The organism is Acidobacteriota bacterium (assembly GCA_003225175.1).
Classification (GTDB): domain Bacteria; phylum Acidobacteriota; class Terriglobia; order Terriglobales; family Acidobacteriaceae; genus Gp1-AA112.
This window is the reverse complement of record QIBA01000042.1, coordinates 93,275-109,786: the sequence shown is the minus strand read 5'-3', so window position 1 is coordinate 109,786 and position 16,512 is coordinate 93,275. Positions and strand designations below refer to the sequence as shown.

The window sequence follows — 16,512 nt, the reverse complement described above, 5'->3', positions numbered from 1 at the left end:
GAAGCTTCACCACTCAGCTCCGACAGCTTTCGTTCAAAGTCACTTCGTCTTTTTCATCAGTGCTCGGGACGCCATGCTTTAGCATTTTCCGCAACCTTCCGACTGGTTAACCTGCAGAGAAGGTAAATGCCTCCTCCCGCAAGCATTACCAGCAAGCTGAACCAGAGCGCGTTCATTCCAGCTACGGTCTCGCCGCGACTATGAAGTGCGGCAACGATGATGAGAACAGTCGGAGCAACCCCAAGCAAAGCGCAGGCTGGTACGCCACCTGGAATCCGAAACGGACGTACCAATTCTGGCTCGCGGATCCGTAGTAGGACGAGCGCGACGAATTCGAGAACCATACTAGCGCCCCACAGGACGATGTCGAGTGTGACGAGTCGCTCAAATCCCAAACCCAGGCAAGCTCCCCAGAGAATCGCGCAGGTAATAATCGCCACCCAAGGAGCTTGAGTGTTGTTCGTTGTGAGCGCGAAGGCTCGCGGCAGGAGTCCATCTTCGGCCATTGTCATTGGAAGCCGGGAGTAACTCATCAGGAGCGAATTGAATGTGGCCAGAGCTGCCACCATTCCGCCCCCGATGATTGCGATCTCCAGCCATTGTCCTGCGATCTGCCCGCCGATGGCGGCCCATGCACCAGTGGTCCAAGCCTGCGGCGGAATGCCAGTTCGGGACATGGCGCCTATAGGAATGATGTAGCCCAGCACGATCAGGACGATTGTCAGAATCATCGCCAACGGATACACACGTTGCGGGTTCTCGACTTCGCCGGCGACGTTCGAGGCATTATCGAAACCCATGTAGTTCCACATGCACACCATGAGACCCCCGATCAATCCAAACGATTGTGTCGGAGTGGTCGGTCCCGATGAGCCGCTCTTCGAGTGGATGAGTGCGAAGACCGTGAGCAAAATGAAAGGTCCGAGCATGATGAACAGCATCGCCAACGCACTGTCACCGACTGCCTTGCCGCCTGCCAGGTTCCAGAGGACGCACACGGCGATCACGGCGACACCAATTGCGATTCCGTGCCATTCCCTCTCGGATCCGGGAAGGATCCGCGACGCGTAAGCCACAAACAGGGTCGGGTAAATCGCCATATCGAAGATGCTGGCGGCCAGTGACAACCATGCTTCCTGAAATCCCCAGAATGGACCCGCAGCCCGACGTACCCAGATGTAATACCCACCTTCGGCTGGAATTGCGCTCGAGAGCTCCCCAATCATCAGAGCTGTTGGCAGGCTCCAGATTAAAGGAGTAATCAGCAGCAGCAGGATTGCTCCTCCGTACCCGGCTCCCCTAACTACGTCTTCCAAGCCATAAGGGCCGCCCGAGACCATGAAGTAAGTAGCAGCGATCAGCGGCCAGAGCGTGATCCCCTTCCTCGGTTTAGCGTTCAATTGGCCTGAGTCCTCCTTAAACGCAAAGACCCGGATTCTAACACCCAACAGCTATCCTCATGAAAATAAAAGTCAGAAACAGGAATCCCGAAGCCTTTACCAAGCATCTACATCGCAGTTGACAATAAGTCACTCAACTCTCATACTACGTCTGTTATAAAATAAGTTCTTATTGGTTTTCAGCAAGATAGGGGCTAAGCGAGAAGTTAGGAGACGCCAATATGGCAAAGATTATCGGTATTGACTTGGGTACGACCAACTCGGTTGTAGCCGTTATGGAAGGCGGGGAACCCAAGGTCATAGCAAATGAAGAAGGCGGCCGGACTACACCTTCGGTGGTCGCGTTCACCAAATCGGGTGAGCGATTGGTTGGCCAAGTCGCCAAACGCCAAGCCATTACTAATCCGGAAAACACAATTTATTCGATCAAGCGGTTCATGGGCCGTCGTTTCGACGAAGTCAGCGACGAGATGAAGATGGTGCCCTACAAGGTCGTCCGTCAGGGGGACCATGTGGCGGTGGTCGCGCAGGGAAAGGAACACACGCCTCCGCAGATCTCGGCCATGATTCTGCAGAAGTTGAAGAAAGCTGCGGAAGACTATCTCGGTGGGACTCTCACGGAAGCCGTGATTACCGTTCCCGCGTACTTCAACGACGCGCAACGTCAGGCGACCAAAGATGCCGGCAAGATCGCCGGTCTCGATGTAAAGCGCATTGTGAACGAGCCTACGGCGGCGGCACTCGCTTACGGTCTCGATAAGAAAAAGGACGAGACCATCGCCGTGTACGACTTCGGCGGCGGCACCTTCGACATCTCGATCCTCGAAGTGGGTGAAGGCGTGATCGAGGTGAAGTCCACGAATGGTGACACGCACCTCGGCGGCGACAACATCGACCAGCGCATCGTGGATTGGCTAGTGGAGGAATTCAAGCGAGAGGAAGGGCTCGACCTGCGGGCTAAGGGCAACGAGATGGCTTTGCAGCGTCTGCGCGATGCCGCGGAAAAAGCCAAGATCGAACTGTCCACTGCAATGGAGAGCGAGATCAACCTGCCGTTCATCACAGCGGATGCCTCCGGTCCGAAGCATCTGGTCAAGAAGCTTACTCGTTCCAAACTGGAACAGCTGATCGAAGACATCATCCAACGCTCGGTAGGACCATGCAAGCAGGCAATGAAGGACGCGGGCGTTGATCCCAGCAAGATTGACGAAGTCGTGCTAGTTGGCGGACAGACGCGTATGCCGCGCATTCAGGCGCTGGTGAAGGATCTCTTCGGCAAGGAGCCTCACAAGGGCGTGAATCCTGACGAAGTGGTTGCGATCGGAGCTGCAGTACAGGCCGGCGTGCTCGGTGGCGAAGTGAAAGACCTGTTGTTGCTCGACGTGACTCCGCTGACGCTATCGATCGAGACTCTCGGTGGGGTGTCCACGACGATGATTCCGCGCAACACAACGATCCCGACCAAGAAGACGGAGACGTTTTCAACGGCCGCGGACAGCCAGACTTCGGTCGAAGTTCACGTGTTGCAGGGCGAGCGTCCCATGGCGGGGCAGAATCGTACGCTCGGCAAATTTCATCTAACCGGAATTCCGCCGGCTCCGCGAGGCGTGCCGCAAATCGAAGTCACTTTTGACATCGATGCGAACGGCATCCTCAACGTCACGGCGAAGGACGTTGCGACGAGCAAGGATCAGAAGATTACGATTACGTCTTCTTCAGGTCTGAGCAAGGAGGAAGTCGAGCGCATGGCGAAGGACGCCGAATCGCACGCTTCCGAAGACAAAGCCAAGCGCGAAGAAGTGGAAGCGCGTAATCAGCTCGACTCGATGGTTTATCAGATCGACAAGATGCTGAAAGAGCATGGAGACAAGATCTCCGGCAGCGAGCGTGGCGATGTGGAATCGGCGTTGGCCGATGCCAAAAAGGCACTCGAAGGCACCGACGCAGCGGCGATGAACTCCGCACGCGAGCGGCTCACGCAGGCTTCGCACAAGTTGGCTGAGGCGATGTACAAATCGGCTCCGCCGACTGGCGCTGCGCAAGCTGGCGGCGCAGCTCCCGGCGGCGATGGTGCTCAGTCTGGCCAGGAGCAGAAGAAGGATGAAGGCGTGATCGACGCTGAGTATGTCGATGTCGAGCCGAAGAAGGCTGGGTGATCCCATTCTGCACAGTAGAGACGCAGCATGCTGCGTCTCTACTGTGGGATGAACAAAACGCGGGCTTTATAGCCGCAAAACGATTCACAGAGTTTGGGGTTAGTAGCAGTAGAAGGGAACCAGGAGCACAACATGCTCCGTATCAGGGACATGAAACAATATTTGGTGGTGAAAATTGCGCAGCAGTTGGGATCTCTGATTGAGCTGATCCCGGTTGCTGGACTTTTTCCGCTCGAAGCCGCCGAACAGTTCGTGCGCAACGCGGTGGCGACCGAGCCGGAATCATTATTTCTTATTCAGCAGGTTGGGAACGCATAATCGAAACGGAGCTCGGGTGAGCCTGGCAAAGAAGGTTGTACGACGAACGATCCCGCTGTGCGGGATCGTTCTCATTTTAGGAAGTCTCGGATGCGGGAGAGTTTCGTTCTATAGCTACGTTGCGAATCCAGCCTCGGCGCAACCTGACAGGGCGCCCGCGAGTCAAGAGCTGATCGTTCTCATACAGGAATTTCTGAAGAATGTTCCAAACAATGAACGGGTTACTTTCGACCGTTTCTTCGCCGATGATGTTCTTTACACCCGTGGCACAGGAATTCTAATCACCAAAAAAGATGTCCTTGCTGACGCAGGCAAGACTAGTGCGCCGCGAGCAAACGCGAGTTTCAGCGGAGAAGACTTCACCGTACATCAATACGGCGACATCGCGGTAGTGAACTTCCGTCTGGTAATGCATTCCACGGACAACGATAAGCCGGTAACACGCGCATTTCGCAATACTGGAACGTTTATGAAGCGCAACGGCAGATGGCAGGCAGTTGCCTGGCAAGCGACGTCGATTGCGGAGAAGTGAAAACGAGCTGCGAAGCTTCGCAGCCTTGAAGCTAAATGGCTACTCAGACCAAAGACTATTACGCGGCGCTCGGTGTTAAGAAGACGGCCTCGGCGGACGAGATTCGCAAGGCTTTCCGCAAACTTGCGCGTAAATATCATCCTGACGTTAATCCTGGCGACAAGAAGGCTGAGGAGAAGTTCAAGGAGCTCTCTGAAGCCAACGACGTTCTCAGCGATCCGAAGAAGCGCAAGATCTACGATCAGGTGGGCTTCTATTCCGACAACATCGATCCCGCCACGGCGGAAGCATACGCTCGGGCAGGTGGCGCCGGCGGTTTCCCGGGCGGAGGGGCATATACACGCGGCTCCGGCGCCGGCGGGCAAGGTGTCCCGTTCGATTTTGGCGGCTTTGATTTTTCCGATTTTGCGAGCGGCGGTTCGAGCCAGAAATCGAGCGGCGGATTCCGCGATATTTTCTCCGGCATTTTCTCGGGCGGAGGCGGACGCGTGGAACCGCAGGGTCCCGAACCGGGAACCGACCTTGAGTATCAGGTAAATGTAGGATTCTGGCAGGCGATTCGCGGCAACGTACTGCGTTTGAGCATTACCCGCCAGGACGTGTGTCCGGTTTGCAAGGGAACGGCTACGGTTGGTTCAGGACAGACATGTCCGGAATGTAAAGGGAGCGGGCACATTACTCAGACCAGCGGTCGCATGAAGTTCAACATGCCCTGCCCGCGATGTCACGGAATCGGGCAGATTCAGAATGAGTGTCCGAATTGCCACGGTCAGGGGTTGATAAACGTTACCGAACCCCTTGAAGTCCGTATCAAACCGGGAACCCGCGGTGGTCAACGCATCCGCATCGCTGGAAAAGGCAATGCCGGCCGTGGGGGCGGCCCACCTGGCGATCTGTTCATTATCATCCGCATAGAAGAGCATCCGGTGTTTCGCCGCGAAGGAGACGATATCCACGTGACCGTCCCCATCTCGATCACCGAGGCATCGCTTGGAGGGAAGATCGAGGTGCCGACCATCGATGGGCGCACTCAGCTCAAGATTCCGCCGGGTACACAGAGCGGGCAGAAGCTGCGCATGCGCGAGAAGGGCGTGCCATCGGCTACCAAAGACGGAGCCCGCGGGGACGAGATCGTCGAGGTAAAGATTGTGGTTCCGCAATTGCGTGACGAGCGCTCGAAGGAAGTCATGCGAGAGTTGGCGAAACTGAATCCGGAAGATCCCCGCGCGGAGTTATGGGCGAAAGCCAGCTAGTAAGTTCCGCGGCTTAGGACTTTGCAAGCCGAGCAGCTTCTCTTATGAAACGACGCAAACAAGGAGCTTACATGATCTCGGCCGTGGCCGAGATGTACGGCATTCATCCGCAGACGCTTCGTCTGTACGAGCGCGAAGGTTTGTTGAAGCCTTCGCGGACGGAAGGCAATACTCGTCTCTATACCGATCAAGATCTTGAGCGGCTCGAATTTATTCTCAGCCTCGCTCGCGATCTGGGTGTGAACATTTCTGGCATCGCGATCATCTTGAACATGCGTGAGCGTATGGAAGAGATGCAAAGGCAGATGCAGGACTTTGTAAAGTTCGTCCAAAGCGAAGTCTTTGCACGGGCTGCCGCGACCCATTCCGACGCGAGTAAAGGCGCCTTGGTTCCACTTCGCCGGACGATTCATCCTGCCGGCAATCGCGATCGAAAGCCCTAACAGCGAGGCGCCTCTGTCTGCGGCCTTCGGGTATTTTGCGCCCCAAGGGAATTGAGCCATGCAATTGTCACGAGTAATGGATAAACGACCGATCTCTTCAAGACCTCGCGAACTCTACAAATCGATGAATGCGATCTAGCGCTCCAACAATGAATTCATCGGCGCAGGAGTGCTCGGCTGTTGTACCGCCACCGAGGTTAGCTCGCTGATTCTCCTCGCCGCTTGCTCTCGCAGTGATTGCTGACTGCACTCGGTGATGAATTGCTGGTATTCGGATACTGCATTGTGCGGCTGATGCAATGCTTCAAATGACGCCGCCGCGATGACGTGCACTGTTGCCCAGTTCGCATGGGGCAGAGCGTGAGAGGCCCTGGCTTCTCGGATTGCCTCGTGGTACCTGCCGAGCTTCAGAAAGGACTCAGCTTCCATGGCGTGAATGTCCACCATATCAGGAGTCCCAATTCGGTATCGCTCCAGAATGGTTAGAGCCTCATCGAATCGTCGTTCCACGATCGAGAGCTTAGCCAGATTCATCAGCGCAGGCTTGCTGCGGGGATTCAGCTCCAGAGCCTTTTCGAGGTACTGCCGTCCGCTCTGCGGATCCCCAAGCTGATTGCAAATCACTCCAAGGATGTTGTAAGCACGCGACAATTTTGGAGCTACTTTAGTGACCTCGATGAAAGAGTTCCGAGCCTTCTGCAATTCCCCGCGTTCGAACTCAGCAAAAGCGCTTTGGAATAAAGATCTGACTCGAGACGAGATTCGCAAGTCTTCAACTTCCACATCGTCTTCCAGGAGAGCGCTGTGCGAATCGGCTCGGCCAACGATTGTGAATCCAAGTTCGCATGGGCCGGAATCAGGGACGTGTAGAGGTCCAGCGGTGAGGAAGTTAGTATCTACGCCACCAGTCTGCAGGCGATACTCGCCTGGGAGCAAATCAGGAATGGTAATCGAGCCCGTCTCGGGAACTCGAACCTCACGAATACGACGGCTTTCATCGAAAATCTGTAATTTTAGCTTGGCGGGAACTGCGCCGCTGGACATTACGACTTGAACATGGCAACTCTGAAGCTTTGAGTCAGACGCTAAAGAGCAGATCGATGAGCAGAAGAGTAGCAGAGCCGAAACTAAACTGCGTTGCATAAGGGCCTCGCGAGAATGACGCGGGCCCGGCTACTCGGATAGTGAGAATGTGATCAGTAGTATCAGAACGGTGATGTTCCATGCGCGAAACGGTGCGGTGTTCGCGAATGGTTTTACATGATGCTGGCAGATTGTGCAGGGGACCTGGGAAAGACAGTATCGACGATCTCGACTCTGCCGGGAGTTCTTACCAGCGGAATGCGGACGAGTAGCCTGACTCCGTCACGCGAGTTCTCAAGTTCCATTGTTGCACTTTCCTTGTACAGCAGCGAAAGACGTTCCATGGTGTTTTTCAAACCAATGCCGCTGCGAACCTTCCAATCGGGACGAACCGACGGGCCATCGTTATAGATCGAGATAATAAGATCGCCGCTTTCGGCTTTGGCGCGGAGCTCCACGCGACAGTCGCCGCGCGTGCGAGCCACGCCGTGCACGCAAGCATTCTCCACCAGCGGCTGCAAGAGCATGTTCGGAACGCGCGCTTCCAGCACGTCGTCGTCAATATCAATCTCTAACTTCATTCTGGAGCCAAATCGAATCTTTTGGATCTCAAGATACTCCTCAGCGAGCTCCACTTCCTCCAGCAAGCCCACTTCGCGGCTATCATCGCGGGCCAGCGCGAGCCGAAGCAGGTTGGCAACTCGCGAAAGCATCTGATCGGCTGCAGCGGTGTCGCGATGAAGCAGGCAAGACACCGAGTTCATCGCATTGAACAGAAAATGAGGATTTAACTGCGCGCGGAGAGTCTGGAGCTTCGACTCGATCAGAGCGTGCTGTAGTTGAAGCTTTTCGCGTTGATCGTCACGATGTCGCCGGTAATACTCAACCGAAGCGAGCACCGCAAGGATCGTAAGATATTCAATGATGTTCTGCCCAAACTCGCCGCGCAGGTTGTACATAAGGCGCGCCTTCACGCTCATGTCGCGTATTCCCAATTGCGCAATCGCCACGCCGGCGATATAAAGACATGTCGCCACAGGAGCGGTGACGATCGCAATGCCAGCGTGTACGGCCAAGTCCCGTTTCCATTTTGGGCCTTGCAGGGAGAAAACGCGCATGTATTGCCAAATGGCGAGCGCCATCAGGCTCCACACATAGAAATCAATAAGTTGATTGGCAGCCTGTTCAGAGAAGTAGTTGTTTGGCCGATTCCACTGCTTCATCACCTGATGCGCTTGCCAGGCCAGCAGCAATGCGAAGCTCGTCATAATCGCGAACAAATAAGCAACAGGAATGACGAAGAGCCCTCGCTGGTTCTTTCGGATGTGACCCTGCGTTTGGTTCTCAACTTTCTGAATCTGGTCAATCATCTTTCTATAACGTCTTTCTATTAGCTAGAGCACGCTCAATCAATTGGACTGTACAAGCAGATGCATGCGAGTCACAGGACTGTAATCTTAGTCTCTGCAATGCACAGAAAATTGAACTGATCCTCCTGTAGTCCCTAAAAAATCGGTATTGGTCCCTAAGGCTTGCTTTTGTTGCCGCGACGCAATCTCAGGAATGGCCTTGAAAAGGTGACTCAAAGAGCCATCAGAAAAGTCCTTGTTTCTGGAGGCAGGTGCGGCCGACTATTCCAGATTTTGTAGTCCTATCTCCCGCTCGACGCGCAATTTGCTCAATTCAAACCGACTACCTCTATCCAACCGGGTACGACTCGTTATCGAGGGATGCAATTTCGTACCTAACTTCCAGATTGGCGTTTCGGCTGGCTTGCCACATGCACACAGCAGCCAGGAACGCATTTGCGTTCTGGAGGAAGGATGCACCGCAAAATTACGAGTGTTCTTGCAGTGATGCTCTTTGGCTGCACGTTGCTGTTTGCGCAGGTTCAAAGTGGGAATATCACCGGGACGGTGCGAGATACTTCTGGAGCCGTGGTTCCTAATGCGACGGTCGCTGTGGTGAATCTCGGAACTCAAGCGCACAGAATCGTTCAAAGTAACTCGGCGGGGACTTACACAGTTACAGGCTTGCAGCCCGGACAGTACGAAATCACGATCACCAGCGGAAACTTCGCTCCTTTTAAAAGAAACCTGACCGTTGCCGTTGGAGGCAACGAGACGGTCGATGCCTCGCTGGGAGTTTCTGCCTCCACCACGGTTGAGGTTGTGGCGACCAACCCAGCAATCGAGGTCAATACGCAGTCGCAAGAGCTTTCGCAGGTGATCAGCTCTCAGCAACTGTCACAGCTACCCAGCCTTACGCGCAACCCATACGACTTCGTAATGTTGTCGGGAAACGTGAGCGCCGGCGATCGCACCGGAGTGGGATCGGTTCAGGCTGGTCAAAACGCCGGGCAGAGTATGACTGATCGCGGTGTTGGCTACTCAATCAATGGACAGCGCTCTTCGGGCACGGAGATATTGCTTGATGGAGTCGAGAATGGCGATCTTTTTGCCACTGGCGCGGCTCAGATCGTTCCGCAAGATGCCGTTCAAGAATACCGCATATTGACCAGCAACTTCGACGCGCAATACGGGCGCGCCTCAGGCGGCGTCGTGAATTTAACCACGAAGGCGGGCAGCAATTCTTTACACGGCTCGGCATGGGAGTTCAATCGCGTGTCCGCGCTCACAGCCCGCACGTATGACAATGCTGCCAATAATCTTGCTTCCATGAACAGCGGCAACGGTCCTATTCCCAAGGGGAGCTACACGCGCAATCAGTTTGGGTATGTTGTCACCGGCCCGGTCATCAAGAACAAGCTGTTCTTCTCTCAGATCACGGAATGGGTTCGCGTTCGCAGCGCTGCGAGTCTGAACGCACTTGTTCCAACACCGCAGCTGATTTCCTTTACCGCTCCTAATGTTCAACAGTATTTCCAGGGTGCAGGGAAGAATGTTCGTCCCTTCGGAAGCACGTTGAGCGCAGCGCAGGTAGTCGCGGCTACGAATGATACGGGCGCATTTGCACAGCGAGTGCCAGGCAACACGCCCGCTTTCGGCTCGGTGAATTACATCGCGCCGGCCGATGCCGGCGGCGGCAATCCACAAAATACCAAAGACATCATCGGCAGGCTCGATTTCAATCCGACCGAAGCCACGCAGATGTTCTTCCGCTACGCACTGTATGACGAGAACGATTTCCCTGGAGTTATTTTTAACAGCCCGTACACTGACTTCAACGTTGGCCAGGCTTCCTTCGCCAACTCCGCGCTTTACTCCATCAATCACACTTTTTCTTCATCAGTGCTCTCGAGCAGCAAGATCAGCTATGCCCGAGAACGGCTGAATCAGAGCTTCGATAAGGCCTTTGCCAACATCCCCACGCTCTACCTCGATGGAGCGCCGACGATCGCGAATCAGCCGGTGAATCTGCCTGGGTTCTTCAGTCTCACGCCTGGAGCGGGAGGACTCCCGTTCGGAGGACCGCAGAACGTGATTCAAGCGAATGAGGATCTCTCATGGGTGAAGGGAAATCACACCATGCGCTTCGGCGGGCAATATAGCTATCAGCAGGTGAACCGCGCATTCGGGGCCTTTGCCCAGGCCACTGAAGTACTCGGCGCTAACGCTTCACAAGGGCTCGACAATCTCATCAACGGCAACCTTGTGCAATATACGAAGGCGGTATTCCCTCAGGGCAAATTTCCCTGCGTACGGAATCCGAACACGAACGCGCTGGTGGTGACTCCCGCTTGCAGTCTGAATCCTCCTCTAACGCAACCCAACTTTGCTCGCAGTTTCCGTTATCGGGACTGGGCTGGGTACGCGCAAGATAGCTACAAGTGGAGTCCGCGACTCACACTCAACTATGGATTGCGCTATGAGTACTACGGAGTGCAACACAACAATCATCCGGAACTTGATTCCAACTTCTATCGAGGAAGCGGATCGAACTTCTTTGAGAAGGTAGCGAACGGCGCTGTGTTTACGGTTCCGAACAGTCCGATTCATGCCCTGTGGAATCCAAGTTACGGAACGCTTGCTCCTCGAGTCGGATTTGCCTGGGATGTGTTTGGAACAGGCACGACAAGTCTGCGCGGTGGGTATGGCATCAGCTATGAGCGGAATTTCGGCAACGTCACTTTCAATGTGATCCAGAATCCGCCGAATAACTCAACCATCAACCTCCAGGCCGGAGGAGGCATTCCGTTGTTCGTGAGTCTCGACCCTCTTGGTCCGGTTTCGGGCGGAGGGGGAGCTACGATTCCGCTGCCTCCAGCCAGCTTGAGGAATGTGGATCAGGACATTCGAACTGCTCAGACTCAGTTCTATAGCATGGCGCTGGAGCGCAGAGTGGGAGCGAGTTCGTTGGTCGCTATGGAGTACAGCGGCGCGCGCGGAATCCACCTATACGACATCAAGAACATCAATACGCTTGGCTCGGGACAGGCGTACCTTGGACAACCGTTCAACGGAACATTCCTCACTCGCGTGAACCCGCAATATACCGGCATCAACAACCGCGGAAGCAATGGCGACTCTTACTATCATGGGCTCAATTTCCGATTCCAGACGCAGGACATCTGGAAGTCCGGCTTGAGTATGGTCGCCAACTATACCTTTGCGCATTCGATCGACGATCTAAGCTCGACCTTCGCCGATAACCTCCAGGGAGCTTCGGGCGGAATTGGGAATTTGGGATATCTGGATCCACGCAACCCTGGGCTGGATCGCGGAAATTCGGATTACGACATCCGCCATCGCGTGGTGGTTTCGCCGATTTATGAAACGCCATGGTTCAAGCAATCGGGTGGCTGGTCTCATCTGTTGCTTGGTGGCTATACCTTTACGAGCATCTTCACCGCGCGTACCGGAACTCCGTTTGGCGTCTTCGACAGCACAAATTCTGCGAACGCGGGAGGTGGATACGGGTGGCCGCGATACGTTCCCGGCGCATCGATCACTGGTTATTCGACGGGAACTCCAATCAGCGTTGGCGTGGACAGCTTCAACATGCTCAATTTGCCGGCAGCGAATACTACGGTATTCAATCCGACAATCGGGTTCTCGGACTTTGGTCCATATCCCGTAACTATGACTCATCGCAATGCGTTTCGTGGTCCTGGCGCGTGGTCATTCGATCTCTCGGCAGCCAAGAACTTCCGCATCGGCGAACGTATGAATCTGGAATTCCGAGCCGAGGGATTCAACATTCTCAACCATCACAACTTCTTCGTGAACGGCGCGAATCTCGATGTACCCAACTTCGCTACCGGCGCACCCATCCAAGTGCTGGCGAAGAAAGGTGGACTCGGAACGCTAGCGACCGGCGGCAATCACGATGAGCGCCGCTTTGGACAATTCGCTCTCCGATTGCACTTCTGATCCCTAGCTGTTCTTTAATTAATTCTTAGGGAGCCGTCCCTGCGGCTCCCTTTTTCGTGCCTAGCGGATTGTTTCTAATCATCAACAGTCTCCATGAATTAATAGTTTGGGTCTATCTCCTCCAGAAATCCATACTCACCCACCGTCAACTGATACCAAGCTGTTGTATTGGGTATTCAGTGCCAGCAACCTCGTGACACAAATCAGTAGTTTCATCACTACGAATCCGGCATTCGTCACTGGGAAGCCGATTTCGGTCATCTTGTACTCAAGTAGTACCGTTTTAGGAAGCCCACGTGCACTCATTGTTCCACAGTAAAACGCACAGCGTCAGGAGATGTGAATTAAGATGAGTTTCAGACTGTCAAAAGTGTTTGCGCCTTGCATGAGCGCCCTCATGCTGCTCACAAGTTTCCTGCTGCTCGTCCCAATGCTAGCGGGACAAGGAATCACGACCGGTTCGATTACCGGTAGCGTGCAAGATCAGCAGCAGCAGGTGATCCCAGGGGCCAGGGTGACCGCCATCGAGAATGGCACCAATACGTCATTCAATGCGACGACCGATGCCTCAGGCTCATTCGAACTGCGAGGATTGCCTGTGGGTACTTACAACGTAGCCATCGAGGCTTCCGGATTCAGCAAGAAGCAGGTGACCAATGTGGGAACGAGCGCCGGACGCGCCTCCTCGTTGGGCGTGCAGATCTTGGGAATCGCCTCGACCCAGGAATCTATAACTGTCGAAGGGACCGCCCCCATTCTGCAGACTGACACGATGCAGATTGGCGAATCATTCGAGACGAAAAAGCTTGCGGATTTGCCTGTAGGAAATGGACTCGACATCGTCACTCTGTTCACGCCGGGCGTTGTCCCGGCTGGCGACTCCGGCTTCAGCAATCAAGGTGGAGCACAGTTCGCCGCGAACGGTCAGCGAGCTCGCGACAACAACTTTCAGCTCGACGGACAGAGCAACAACGATACTTCCATCGGCGGCCCCGTGGTTTTCTTCGGCAATCAAGACGCCGTCGCCGAAATCCAGGTGCTGACGAACTACAGTGCGGAGTATGGACGCAACACCGGAACCGTCGTGAATTATGTCACGAAATCCGGAACCAACAATTACCATGGTTCGGCGTTCGAGATCTACAACGGGAATTGGGGTGACTCGCTGGCGAATCAGGACAAGTCGCCACTGTTCGGCATTTGTCCAAAGGGAGTCGCCAAAGGAACCGCGACAGACTTTGCGAGCTCCTGCACTGAGCCGGTTGTTCCCCGCAACGTGGACAACCGTTTCGGAGGGATAATAAGCGGTCCGATTTTGAAAGATCGACTCTGGTTTTTCGGTTCCACCAATCTGGAGAAAATCCGCACGGGCCCAACGCTAGCGTCGTCAGGCGGCCAGCTTACTCCTACTCAGAACGGACTTGCGCAGCTCGCAGCCGCGTTTCCGAACAACCCTGCCGTTGCGGCGTTGAAGGCGGTCGGACCCCTTGCGGTGACAAAAGGAACGCTCACTGTGGGAGCGCCGCAGATCGTGACGGTGAATGGAAGGCCGATCGAGTTTGCCACGGTAACTCGGAACCTCGATGCCATTGCCAATGACTATGAAGGCAGCGGGCGCATCGATTACCAGCTTTCCCAAAACGACAAAATCTTTGGGCGGTATTACTACCAGAAACAGTTATTCACGAACGTCTCAATAAATGGCCTTGCCGGATTGGCGGCTGGACAGTTTATTGACGAGCCGAGCCGCACTCACTCAGTAGGAATTGATTGGGCGCATACTTTTTCTCCGATGTTCCTCAACCAGGCTCGCTTCAGTTACTTCACAACGACTGTGGGCTTCGAAAACGGGGGGTTCCCCGACTGCAGCCGCACCAACTTCGCCAAATGCCCCACCTTCGTTAATTTCAATGACAACACCCTGGGATTTGGAGAGGTAAGCGGGTTTCCGCAGGGACGCGATGTAATCAATTATCAGGTCCAGGACAACGCCACCCGACAAGTTGGAGCTCATGCTTTGAAGTTCGGAGGCGAGTTCCAGCGCCAGCGTCAGCCAAATTTCTTCCTGCCCAATTCAGCCGGGACATTTACGTTCTCTTGCCTAGCAGCGTGTGCACCCGGACAGACTAGCGATTTCATTAGCAACACTGCAGCGCAGTTCCTGTTTGCAGATGGGCCCCCGCAAATCAACTTCGAGGAGAATGATGGCGCCTTCTACTTGCAGGATGATTGGAAAGCTCGAAGCAATCTCACTTTGACTCTCGGATTGAGGTACGAAATAGGCTCACAAGCCGTGAATCTGCTGCACGACATTACGGTGCAGCGCGAGAGCAATCCTGCGACGGCATTTTGGAACACATCGTTGCCATTGTCGCGGACGACTTTGCCTGCGATTCCTATCGCGAACAAGAACTTCGCACCGGTTGTGGGATTCGCGTATTCTCCAAGCGGCGGATGGTGGGGTAACAATGCAACCGTCATTCGCGGCGGTTTCAGAATTGCCTACAATCCGGAGTTCTACAACCTCTTTACAAACGTCGCTGGAGGCGCGCCATTCGTAAACCTCGGTCAGGTTTCGAATTGTCCAAATTGCTTGCCCGCTTCGGGAAACGGCGCCGATGTTCGATCTAGCGATTTGGCATTGATTCCGCGAGGCGTAGATCCAGGCACACGCAAGCAAACGCTGGTGGCGCCGAACCTGCACAATCCATATGCCGAACAGTGGAACCTCGGTGTGCAGCGCCAACTTGGTTCTCGCATCGTGGGGGAACTCCGGTATGTTGGAAACCGTGGCGTAGGACTATTCCAGGACGTGAATACGAATCCAGCGCTGAACGCGCTCACTGCTGCCGGATTTGGAAAGTTTATCCCCTCCAACTTCACGCCTTGTGCTACTCCGGGAGCGCCAGGCTTCTCAGCTGGCTACGCGAACTGCAATCAGACTCGCGTTCTCTCGCGTAACAACATCGGTATGTCCTACTACAACGGACTGCAGTCCCGTCTCGATGTGCAGGGCTTCCGTGGCATGACGGCAGGAGTGAGCTATACGTTTAGCCACACCATCGATACTTCCAGCGAGGTATTTAACAGCCTGGGTGGAGGAAGCACGCTCGCTTATCCGCAGAACCCATTCAACATCACCGGAGGAGAGCGCGGGACCAGCGGTCTCGACTATCCGCACGTATTCTCGCTCTACATTCTTTACGATCTTCCGTTCTTTAAGGATCGAGGAGGAATCATGGGCAGACTGTTGGGTGGATGGCAGGTGAATCCAGCTTATCGTTTCACCAGCGGTCAACCTTACACGCCGGTTGAAGCTCGCGGACTGGGAGCCGGCACGACTCTTTGCGATCCAACGGGAACGTTCAGCACGGCGAATTCGCCCTGCCGGCCGATCCTCGCAAATCCAAATGCGCCGGTCGATACAGTGGGCGCATATGATAACAACTTGCAGCTGACAAACTTCTTCACTGGAGCTCCGATCAGCGGTAGCGCCGTGCATTGGATTCTCAATGACAACAACGCTGCCAGAGTGCTCGGAACGCCTTTTGGAGGAGCAGCCCGCAACACCGTGCGCGGCGACACCATCAACCAGTTGAACCTGTCTCTCTTAAAAGACATGAAGCTTACAGAGAGATTCACGGTCCAATTGCGAGGAGTCGCTTACAACGTGATGAATCGTCAGTATCGTGGGGTGCCCGATCCGCAAATCCGGAACGGAAACTTCGCCGATCAGCAAGGTTCATTCGGGAACACCTTCTTCAACAGCAACGGTGGCAATCCGCAACAAGCTAACTCGATCTTCTCCGGAATCGATCGCAGGAGGATCGAGGTCGGCGCGAAGGTCATCTTCTAGACGTCGGTACGTCGGTCGTCAGCGGTGAGGAGAGTCCTCACCGCTTCTTTTTTGGTACATGAGCGCCAATTCGGACGAAACTTTCAATTTGCCAATATCAGCGCACTGATATTTCTCCTGTTCAATTTTGAACATTCA

Annotated in this window: 9 protein-coding genes; 6 read left to right on the top strand and 3 right to left on the bottom strand. The window is 54.6% G+C overall.

The window, feature by feature from the left end; genetic code table 11:
- Positions 1-56: 56 nt before the first annotated feature.
- Positions 57-1,340, bottom strand: coding sequence for an amino acid transporter (locus DMG62_10945; protein ID PYY23008.1), 1,284 nt, complete (start codon positions 1,338-1,340; stop codon positions 57-59).
- Positions 1,341-1,621: 281 nt separating this feature from the next.
- Here DMG62_10945 and DMG62_10940 point away from each other — a divergent pair, with 281 nt between their 5' ends.
- From DMG62_10940 to DMG62_10925, 4 genes are all read left to right on the top strand, one after another.
- Positions 1,622-3,556, top strand: coding sequence for a molecular chaperone DnaK (locus DMG62_10940; protein PYY22989.1), 1,935 nt, complete (start codon positions 1,622-1,624; stop codon positions 3,554-3,556).
- Between the two features lie 214 nt (positions 3,557-3,770).
- Positions 3,771-4,406, top strand: coding sequence for a hypothetical protein (locus DMG62_10935; GenBank protein ID PYY22988.1), 636 nt, complete (start codon positions 3,771-3,773; stop codon positions 4,404-4,406).
- 35 nt (positions 4,407-4,441) lie between these two features.
- Positions 4,442-5,659, top strand: coding sequence for a molecular chaperone DnaJ (locus tag DMG62_10930; GenBank protein PYY22987.1), 1,218 nt, complete (start codon positions 4,442-4,444; stop codon positions 5,657-5,659).
- 71 nt (positions 5,660-5,730) lie between these two features.
- Positions 5,731-6,102, top strand: a complete 372-nt coding sequence (locus DMG62_10925) for a MerR family transcriptional regulator (GenBank protein PYY23007.1) — start codon at positions 5,731-5,733, stop codon at positions 6,100-6,102.
- A 135-nt stretch (positions 6,103-6,237) separates the two neighbouring features.
- Here DMG62_10925 and DMG62_10920 read toward each other — a convergent pair whose 3' ends face one another.
- Together DMG62_10920 and DMG62_10915 are read right to left on the bottom strand one after the other, a co-directional pair.
- Positions 6,238-7,245, bottom strand: a complete 1,008-nt coding sequence (locus tag DMG62_10920; protein PYY22986.1) for a hypothetical protein — start codon at positions 7,243-7,245, stop codon at positions 6,238-6,240.
- Between the two features lie 113 nt (positions 7,246-7,358).
- Positions 7,359-8,555 (bottom strand): hypothetical protein, encoded by a 1,197-nt coding sequence (locus tag DMG62_10915; GenBank protein ID PYY22985.1) that lies wholly within the window; start codon positions 8,553-8,555, stop codon positions 7,359-7,361.
- 453 nt (positions 8,556-9,008) lie between these two features.
- Here DMG62_10915 and DMG62_10910 point away from each other — a divergent pair, with 453 nt between their 5' ends.
- Both DMG62_10910 and DMG62_10905 read left to right on the top strand, forming a co-directional pair.
- A complete protein-coding gene (locus tag DMG62_10910) occupies positions 9,009-12,518 on the top strand; it encodes a TonB-dependent receptor (protein PYY22984.1) in 3,510 nt (1,169 codons plus the stop codon).
- A 349-nt stretch (positions 12,519-12,867) separates the two neighbouring features.
- The gene (locus DMG62_10905) at positions 12,868-16,374 is read left to right on the top strand and encodes a hypothetical protein (GenBank protein PYY22983.1); all 3,507 of its coding nucleotides are present in this window, start codon (positions 12,868-12,870) and stop codon (positions 16,372-16,374) included.
- Positions 16,375-16,512 lie beyond the last annotated feature (138 nt).

Bases quoted from the DNA above. Each gene is read 5' to 3' on its own strand.
- DMG62_10945 (PYY23008.1), bottom strand. From the start codon at position 1,340: ATGGTCTCGGGCGGCCCTTATGGCTTGGAAGACGTAGTTAGGGGAGCC.
- DMG62_10940 (PYY22989.1), top strand. From the start codon at position 1,622: ATGGCAAAGATTATCGGTATTGACTTGGGTACGACCAACTCGGTTGTA.
- DMG62_10930 (PYY22987.1), top strand. From the start codon at position 4,442: ATGGCTACTCAGACCAAAGACTATTACGCGGCGCTCGGTGTTAAGAAG.
- DMG62_10925 (PYY23007.1), top strand. From the start codon at position 5,731: ATGATCTCGGCCGTGGCCGAGATGTACGGCATTCATCCGCAGACGCTT.
- DMG62_10920 (PYY22986.1), bottom strand. From the start codon at position 7,245: ATGCAACGCAGTTTAGTTTCGGCTCTGCTACTCTTCTGCTCATCGATC.
- DMG62_10915 (PYY22985.1), bottom strand. From the start codon at position 8,555: ATGATTGACCAGATTCAGAAAGTTGAGAACCAAACGCAGGGTCACATC.
- DMG62_10910 (PYY22984.1), top strand. From the start codon at position 9,009: ATGCACCGCAAAATTACGAGTGTTCTTGCAGTGATGCTCTTTGGCTGC.
- DMG62_10905 (PYY22983.1), top strand. From the start codon at position 12,868: ATGAGTTTCAGACTGTCAAAAGTGTTTGCGCCTTGCATGAGCGCCCTC.